8 protein-coding genes are annotated in these 8221 nt (G+C 63.0%); 5 read left to right on the top strand and 3 right to left on the bottom strand.

Annotation, left to right across the window (positions count from 1 at the left end; all coding sequences use genetic code 11):
- Positions 1-147: 147 nt before the first annotated feature.
- From ABYB95_RS12215 to ABYB95_RS12205, 3 genes are all read left to right on the top strand, one after another.
- A complete protein-coding gene (locus ABYB95_RS12215) occupies positions 148-876 on the top strand; it encodes an alpha/beta fold hydrolase (protein ID WP_372658825.1) in 729 nt (242 codons plus the stop codon).
- A 139-nt stretch (positions 877-1015) separates the two neighbouring features.
- Positions 1016-1492 carry a transcription elongation factor GreA gene (gene greA / locus ABYB95_RS12210; protein ID WP_372658824.1) on the top strand — a complete coding sequence of 159 codons (477 nt, stop codon included), beginning with the start codon at positions 1016-1018 and terminating at the stop codon, positions 1490-1492.
- A 22-nt stretch (positions 1493-1514) separates the two neighbouring features.
- Positions 1515-1979, top strand: coding sequence for a DUF4149 domain-containing protein (locus ABYB95_RS12205; protein ID WP_372658823.1), 465 nt, complete (start codon positions 1515-1517; stop codon positions 1977-1979).
- A gap of 66 nt (positions 1980-2045) precedes the next feature.
- Here the strand turns inward: ABYB95_RS12205 and folD are convergent, their stop codons facing one another.
- The 3 genes from folD to ABYB95_RS12190 all read right to left on the bottom strand — a co-directional run bounded on the left by folD (position 2046) and on the right by ABYB95_RS12190 (position 6172).
- Positions 2046-2897, bottom strand: coding sequence for a bifunctional methylenetetrahydrofolate dehydrogenase/methenyltetrahydrofolate cyclohydrolase FolD (gene folD / locus ABYB95_RS12200; RefSeq protein ID WP_372658822.1), 852 nt, complete (start codon positions 2895-2897; stop codon positions 2046-2048).
- A 90-nt stretch (positions 2898-2987) separates the two neighbouring features.
- Positions 2988-3614 carry a response regulator transcription factor gene (locus ABYB95_RS12195; RefSeq protein WP_372658821.1) on the bottom strand — a complete coding sequence of 209 codons (627 nt, stop codon included), beginning with the start codon at positions 3612-3614 and terminating at the stop codon, positions 2988-2990.
- On the bottom strand, positions 3611-6172 hold the full coding sequence (locus ABYB95_RS12190; protein ID WP_372658820.1) for a PAS domain S-box protein: 2562 nt from the start codon (positions 6170-6172) through the stop codon (positions 3611-3613). Before ABYB95_RS12190 ends, ABYB95_RS12195 begins: the two co-directional genes overlap by 4 nt.
- A gap of 16 nt (positions 6173-6188) precedes the next feature.
- Here ABYB95_RS12190 and ABYB95_RS12185 point away from each other — a divergent pair, with 16 nt between their 5' ends.
- Entirely contained in the window at positions 6189-6341 is a 153-nt protein-coding gene (locus ABYB95_RS12185) for a hypothetical protein (RefSeq protein WP_372658819.1), read from the top strand.
- 36 nt (positions 6342-6377) lie between these two features.
- A partial coding sequence (gene aceE / locus ABYB95_RS12180) for a pyruvate dehydrogenase (acetyl-transferring), homodimeric type (RefSeq protein WP_372658818.1) occupies positions 6378-8221 on the top strand: 1844 nt, incomplete at its 3' end.

The raw sequence follows: 8221 nt of genomic DNA, 5'->3' as shown, positions 1-8221 counted from the left end.
GGCGGCGCCCGGAGCGGGGCCACCCCGGCAGCAGGCGTCCATTCAGCGGGCACAAAACGGCCATTTTGCGTGCGTTGCGCGACCTACATTGTTGTTCCACAGGCCCGCGTAGGGCGGACCTGGGTTCCAAAGATCGAGGAGACACGAATGGCAGATACCTATGTATTGGTGCACGGCGCCTGGCACACCGGTGAACTGATGGAGCCTGTCGCGGCCCATCTGCGCACCATGGGGCACACGGTGCATTGCCCGACCCTGGCGGGCAACCGGGCGGACGACAAACGATCGGAAATCGGTTTGTCCGATGCGGTCGACTCGCTGGTGGATTTTGTCGAGACCCGGCAGTTGAGCCAGGTGCGCCTCATGGGGCACAGCTACGGCGGCATGGTGATCAGCATGGCGGCCCAGCGTCTGGGCGAGCGGCTGCGCCGCCTGATCTATGCCAACGCCTTTGTGCCTATGCATGGCGAATCGCTCAACGACCTCGTGCCACCGCACTACCGAAGCTTGTTCGATGGCATCGCCGCCGCTTCGGGCAACGCGGTGATGCTGCCGTTTCCGATCTGGCGGGAGGCGTTCATCAACGACGCCGATCTGGCTTTGGCCGAACACACCTATGGCCAGCTCAATCCCCACCCGTACCGAACCTTCACCGACAAAGCGGTGTTGGAGACCGAGCTGGCCGCCTTGCCGCTGGGCAAGAGCTACATCAACTGCCAGCAGGACACCGCTTTGCCCCACAGCCTGCCCTGGCACCCCAGGTTGTCGGAGCGGCTGGGTTTGTTCCGGTTGATCGAGTGCGCGGGCAGCCACGAGCTGCTGTTCACCGACCCCCAGCGGCTGGCGCAAGCCATCCAGGAGGCCGGGCGGGACTGAGCGCAGGATTTGGGTGTCCGAGACGTTCAAGGCATAATCGAAAGCACTCGCCGCCGACCGGTAACGCTCGGCGGTTTCCTTTTGTCCCAAGCCGCATCCGATGGTGCGGCGGATGCCCCAAGCTTGCTGGAGTGAAGCCATGGCCACGATGCCCATCACCAAACGCGGTTCCGAGAAACTCAAAGCGGAGCTGCACCGCCTGAAGACCGTCGACCGCCCTTGGGTGATCAACGCGATTGCAGAGGCGCGTGCCCAGGGCGATTTGAGTGAAAACGCCGAGTACGAAGCGGCCAAGGACCGCCAGGGCTTCATCGAGGGCCGGATTGCCGAGGTGGAGAGCAAGCTGTCCACGGCGCAGATCATCGACCCCACCGCCGTGGAAGCCGGGGGGCGGGTCGTGTTTGGCTCGACGGTGGACTTGGAAGACGAAGACAGCGGTGCTGCCGTGACCTATCAGATCGTGGGCGAAGACGAGGCCGATATCAAACAAGGCTTCGTCAACATCAGCAGCCCCATCGCCCGTGCCCTGATCGGCAAGGAAGTCGGCGACGTGGCGGTGGTGGAAGCACCCGGAGGCGTGCGCAGCTACGAGATCGTCGACGTTCGCTACATCTGACCTGGCCTTGGCCGGTCGCCGCATGTCCTTGCAACGTCTCTCACACCGCTTCTCGATTCTGATCGCCGCCCTCTGGTGGGGCGGCATCACCGCCATCAGTTTCCTGGTGGTCCCGTTCCTGTTCGTTCAGCTGGGCAACCCGGCTGTTGCCGGTCCCTTGGCGGCGCGCCTGTTTGCGTGGCAATGTGGGGCCAGCGTGTTGCTCGGCGTCTTGCTGTTGTTGCTGTTGCGGCGCCGACTAGGCGTGGGGGCGCCATCGGCTGCAGACGGGTTGGCGAACATGTCTTCAGCCGTGGGCACCATGGGCTTTGTCTTGTTGGCCATGCTGCTGGCCTTGTTGCAGCAGTTCGGGGTGGCGCAGCAGATCGTGAGCGCCCGTGCCACGGGGGGCGATCTGCGACTCTGGCACAGCCTGGGCAGTGCGATGGTGTTGGGCCAATGGCTGTGTGCTGGCGCCGTGCTCTGGCGCCTGAGCCGCCGGGATTGACACCGGCTCGCCCACCCTACAGAACAACGGCACCGCGCTGATCCGCCCCGGTCGCCCAGAGGGGTGTTATGGGATCAGCCGCTCGGCCGACTCCAGCGTATTCACCATCAACATGGTGATGGTCATGGGACCCACGCCGCCGGGCACCGGTGTGATGTAGCCTGCCACTTCTTTCACGCCCGCGAAATCCACGTCGCCGCAGAGCTTGCCGTCAGGGTCGCGGTTCATGCCCACGTCCAGCACCACCGCGCCGGGCTTGACCATGTCGGCGGTGAGCACGTTGCGCTTGCCGACGGCGGCCACGATCACGTCGGCCTGCAAGGTCATGGCTTTCAGATCGGGCGTGGCACTGTGGCAGACCGTGACGGTGGCGTTTTTCTGCAGCAGCATGAGGGCCATGGGCTTGCCCACGATGTTGCTGCGGCCGATCACCACGGCGTGTTTGCCGCGCAAGTCGTAGCCAATGGATTCCAGCATCTTCATGCAGCCGTAGGGTGTGCAAGGCCAGAAACCGGGCAGGCCGGTCATGAGCGCGCCGGCGCTGGCGATGTGAAAACCGTCGACGTCTTTAGACGGCGCAATCGCTTCGATGACTTTTTGCGCATCGATATGGGCGGGCAAGGGCAACTGCACCAGGATGCCGTGGATGGACGGATCCGCGTTCAACGCGGCCACCCGTGCGAGCAGCGCGTCTTCGGACAGGCTGGCGGGCCAGTTTTCCAGCACCGAGTGCATGCCCGTGTCTTCGCAGGCTTTGACCTTGTTGCGCACATAGACCTGTGAGGCCGGGTTTTCGCCCACCAGGATCACGGCCAGGCCGGGCTGTATGCCTTTGGTCTTGAGCTTGGCCACGCGGGCGCTGACATCGGCGCGCAGTTGTTGGGAGAGGGCTTTGCCGTCGATCAGTTGTGCGGTCATGGCGAGAGGGCGTGAAGAAAAGGAAGAGAGGAAATGGAAACGCCCGTGGGTTTAGCCAACGGGCGTTGTGTGCGCATGTGGCGCAATCCGTCAGGTTTTCACCGGGGACTGCCCCAGCGCAATTTTCAGCAGATCGGCCACGGTGTTGGCACCGAGCTTTTCCATGATGTTGGCCCGGTGTGCCTCGACGGTCTTGATGCTGATGCCCAGATCGTCGGCGATTTGCTTGTTCAGCCGACCCGCCACGATGCGTTCCAGCACCTGGGATTCCCGGCCGGTGAGCTTGGAGAGCAGGGCGTCGCGGCTCACGGCTTGTTGGTGGGTGGCGAAGGCGTCTTTGGCGTGGTCCAGCATGCGGTCCACCAGCAACAGCAGCTGTTCTTCCTTGAACGGCTTCTGGATGAAGTCCAGCGCGCCGTTTTTCATGGACTCCACCGCCATGGGCACGTCTCCATGGCCGGTGATGAACACGATGGGCAGCGGCGACTGGCGCTCGATCAGCCGCTCTTGCAGCTCCAGGCCGGTCATGCCGCCCATGCGGATGTCGGCGATCAGGCAGGCCACTTCGCGGGTGTCGTAGCGGCTCAGAAACGCTTCGGCAGATTCAAAGCAGCGTACCCGGTAGTCTTTGCCCTCGAGCAGCCATTGAAGGGAGTCTCGTACCGCTTCGTCGTCGTCGACCACATAAACGGTGCCTTTTTTCGGAATCAAACTCATCTCGCTCCTTCTGTGCCGGTCGGGGCTGCGTTGCCGATGCTGGGTGTGCCGTCGTCGATTCTCAGGCGGGAAACCACCGGAATCCAGAAGCTGAAGCAACAACCCGTCACCAACTCGCCATTGTAGATGTTCTGAACTTGCATGCGACCTTGGTGCGATTCGACGATGCTGCGGCACAGCTTGAGGCCAATGCCCATGCCTTCGCTCTTGGTGCTGTAGAAGGCTTCGTAGATCTGCTCCAGCATGTCGTCGGGCACGCCATTGCCGGAGTCCCGCACCTCGAATTCGATCACGTCCAGTTGCTCGACGCGTTTGGGGCCGACGCGCAATTCCACGTAACGCTCGCCGGGCGGGCGCCCGGCCTGGGCGATGGCCTCCCCCGCGTTCTTGATCAGGTTGATCAGCACCTGCTCGATCAGGATCGGATCGACCATCAGCTTGGGCAGGCGCGCCGCCACGTAAGAGGACAGCCGGACCTGGTGGCGCCGCAACTCGATGTCGGCGAGTTCGATCGCGTTGCTCACCATCAGTGCGACATCGGACAAGGACGGGTTGGGTTCGCTGCGTTTGACGAAGGCGCGGATGCGCTGGATGATCTGACCGGCCCGTTGCGCCTGGCGCGCGGTCTTGTGCAGGGCGGCGAGCAACTCGTCGTTGGTGATGCGTTGGTCTTGCACGCGGCTGATCATGCCGGTGCAGTAATTGTTGATGGCGGTGAGCGGCTGGTTGAGTTCGTGCGCCACGCTGGACGCCATTTCACCCATGGTGATCAGGCGGCTCGCCGTCTGGGCGCGTTCGGCCTGCAGCGAGGCTTGCAGTTCGGCGAGTCGGCGGGTGGTGATGTCGCTGGCGATCACCATCTGCGCGAGCCGGCCATCGACCCAGGTCAGGTAGCGGGTGCGCACCTCCAGCCAGCGGTCCAGTTCTTCGACAAAGACCTCGGCGTTCTCGGTGCTGGCGTCGGTCAGGGAGCTGGTGGGCATGCCGGCGAAGGAATCCACCGCGTCGCCATCGTCCGAGTTGGGGCTGGGCTGGTTGCCGGCCAGATCGACCAGATGCCGGTGGCCGCGGCCACGGGTGCCGAACCAGAGCCGGTACATCTTGTTGGCGAACAACATCTCGTCGCTGCCCAGGGGCGCCACCGAGACGGCGGAGTCCAGGCTCTCCAGCACGGTGGTGAAGCGTTCGTAGGAGGCCGTGAGCTCTTCGCGGATGCGTTTGGGCTCGGTGATGTCGGTCATCGAGGTCATCCAGCCGGACTGAATGCCGTTGGGATCGATCAGTGGCGAGACGTACATGCGGGCGTCGAAAATGCTGCCATCCCGGCGCTGCACCCGCACCTCGAAACCGCCCGGCGTCGAGCGGCCACGCAGCTCGTCTTCGAGCCGCGCCGCCAGCAGTTCGTGGTCCTGGTCGGGCCAGTAGGGGAAGGGCGCCGTGCGCCCGACCAGCTCGGACTCGGTCCAGCCGGTCATGGAACAAAAGGCCGGGTTGACGTAGGTGATGCGGCCTTGCAGGTCCAGCGCCCGCATGCCTGTCAGCATCGAGTTCTCCATGGCGCGCCGGAAATTGGTCTCCGACACCAACGCCTGCTGCGCCTGCACGCGCCGGCGCGTGTGGCGCCAGGTGCCCAGCAGCATCCAGACCGTGAGCGCGCTGAGCGCACCGACCACCCAGAAGAAGCCGCTGCCCACCACGTCTTGCGAGGTGCGGTAGCCCTGCGCTTTCAGAAGGAGGCCGTTGCCCACCGGTGATACCGGCACTTCGTGCTGCAGCGGCTGGGTGGCCCAGGGCAGCAGCTTGAAGACCGATGCCGGTGCCTGCAGGCTGCCGGCCAGCACGTGGCCGCTTTCGTCCATCAAGGCCACTGCGTACCGGGCGATCACCTCGGGCGGAATGCCAAAGCGCATCAAGCCGTCGATCGAATACTCGCCCATGATGGTGCCCGCGAACCGGCCCTGTTCGGACAGCGGCACTTGCAGCATCAGCTTGGCATATCGGGGGTCGTCGCCTTGCGGACGCGAATAAATCGGCTGGCGCAGATCGCGCGCGAGGTCGTAAGACCCATCCGACTCGACCAGGGTCAGCACGCTGCCTGTGATCCGTACCAGCGGCGCCGGTGCGCTGGGCGAGGCGTAGCTGGCCAAGACCTTGCGGTGTGCATCGACCCAGGAGATGGCCAGCAGCTCCGGGAACTGGCTGATCAGGGATTCGGCCTGGAAGCTGAACTCTTCGGTGCCGATTTCCTTGTTGTCCACTTCGCGTGCCAGCCGCATCAGCTGTTCCTGGCGTTCCAGCAAGCGCAGCCGCAAGCGCTGCTGGGCGTATTCGACATCGCGGGTGACGGCTTCCTGTTCACGCTCCAGTTCTTCGTAGCGCAGATACGTGAAGGCCACCACGATGGCCGACAGGAACAAGAGCACCGACAGCAGAGGCGCCAGGGTGGCGAAACGGTCTTGTCGGGACGGGGGGAGGCGGCGCCACCAGCGTTTCCACCAAGGCGCGCGCACACCGACCGTGGCATGGGTGTTGAGTGGCGGGGGCGGCGGCTGGTTCATGAGCCGCATAGTCTAAGTGACGGCTTGGCTGGTGGCGGGCGCGGTGGCTCTTCGTTGCCCGGCGTCGGATTCTTCTGGTGTTGTTTTTGATATTTCACCATATAGAAATGAAAAGCACATGTTGAAATATGAATTCTTTTATGGCAAACTTGCTGACACTGTGCGGTGAGCGCCGTAAGCTAGTTCAAAACCCATTGGAGACAACATGTCAGCAACTGATGCTTTCAAGGCCCGCTATGCGGTGGATGTGGACAACCAGGAGACACGGGAGTGGATGGAAGCCCTTTCCGCCGTGATCGAGCGAGAGGGGCCTGAGCGGGCTCACTTCCTGTTGGAGCAGTTGCTGGAGCACGGGCGCCAAAACAGCATCGACATGCCGTATTCGGCCAATACCGGGTATGTCAACACCATCGAACCGGCGCAAGAAGCGCGTTCACCCGGCAACCTGGAAATTGAACAGCGCCTGCGGGCCTATATGCGCTGGAACGCCATGGCCATGGTGGTCAAGGCAAACCGCCTCAACCCGGCAGATGGCGGTGATCTGGGCGGGCACATCGGCTCGTTTGCTTCTCTGGCCAGCCTGTTTGGCGCCGGCTTCAACCACTTCTGGCACGCCGAGAGCGAAAGCCATGGGGGCGATTGCCTCTACATCCAAGGCCATGTGTCGCCCGGTGTTTATGCGCGCGCCTATATGGAAGGTCGGCTGACCGAGGAGCAGTTGCTCAACTTCCGCCAGGAAGTGGACGGCAAAGGCCTGTCCAGCTACCCGCACCCCAAGCTCATGCCCAATTTCTGGCAGTTCCCGACGGTGTCCATGGGCCTGGGCCCGCTGATGGCCATCTACCAGGCACGCTTCCTCAAGTACCTCCACGCCCGTGGCATCGCCAATACCGAGAACCGCAAGGTCTGGGTGTTCTGCGGCGACGGCGAGATGGACGAAGTGGAGTCTCTGGGTGCCATTGGTCTGGCCGCACGCGAGAAGCTGGACAACCTGATCTTCGTGATCAACTGCAACCTGCAGCGCCTGGACGGCCCGGTGCGTGGCAACGGCAAGATCATCCAGGAGCTCGAGGGCGAATTCCGCGGTTCGGGCTGGAACGTCATCAAACTGATCTGGGGCAGCCAGTGGGACCCGCTGCTGGCCGCCGACAAAGACGGCGCGCTGCGCAAGATCATGATGGAGTGCAACGATGGCGACTACCAGGCCTTCAAGGCCAACGATGGTGCCTACGTGCGCAAGCATTTCTTTGGCCGCGATCCGCGCACGCTGGAAATGGTGGCCCATTTGACCGACGACGAGATCGGCGATCTGCGCCGTGGTGGTCACGATTCCAAGAAGGTTTATGCCGCGTTTGATGCCGCAGTGAAAACCGCTGGCCAGCCGACCGTGTTGCTGATCAAGACCGTCAAGGGTTTTGGCATGGGCAAGGTGGGCGAGGGCAAGAACACCGTTCACCAGACCAAGAAGCTCAGCGACGAAGACATCAAGTTCTTCCGCGACCGTTTCAACATCCCGATTCCCGACAGCCAACTGGCCGAGTTGCCGTTCTACAAACCGGCCGACGACACGCCGGAAATGAAGTACCTGCACGAACGCCGCAAAGCGCTGGGTGGCTATTTGCCGCACCGCCGCATCAAGGCCGACGAGAACTTCACCGTGCCGCCGCTCGACACCTTCAAGGCTGTGATCGAGCCGACGGCGGAGGGCCGCGAGATTTCTACCACGCAAGCCTATGTGCGTTTCCTGACGCAACTGCTGCGCGAGAAGGAGATCGGCCCGCGCGTGGTGCCGATCCTGGTGGACGAAGCCCGTACCTTCGGTATGGAAGGCCTGTTCCGCCAGATCGGGATCTACAACCCGGACGGCCAGCAGTACACCCCGGTCGACAAAGACCAGGTGATGTACTACAAGGAAGACACCAAAGGGCAGATCCTGCAAGAGGGCATCAACGAAGCCGGCGGCATGAGCAGCTGGATCGCAGCGGCCACCAGCTACAGCACGAGCAACCGGATCATGATCCCGTTCTACGTGTACTACTCCATGTTCGG

This window comes from Hydrogenophaga sp. (genome assembly GCF_041633695.1).
GTDB lineage: Bacteria > Pseudomonadota > Gammaproteobacteria > Burkholderiales > Burkholderiaceae_C > Hydrogenophaga.
The sequence above is the reverse complement of the archived record's forward strand: the minus strand, read 5'-3'. Positions and strand labels throughout refer to the sequence as shown.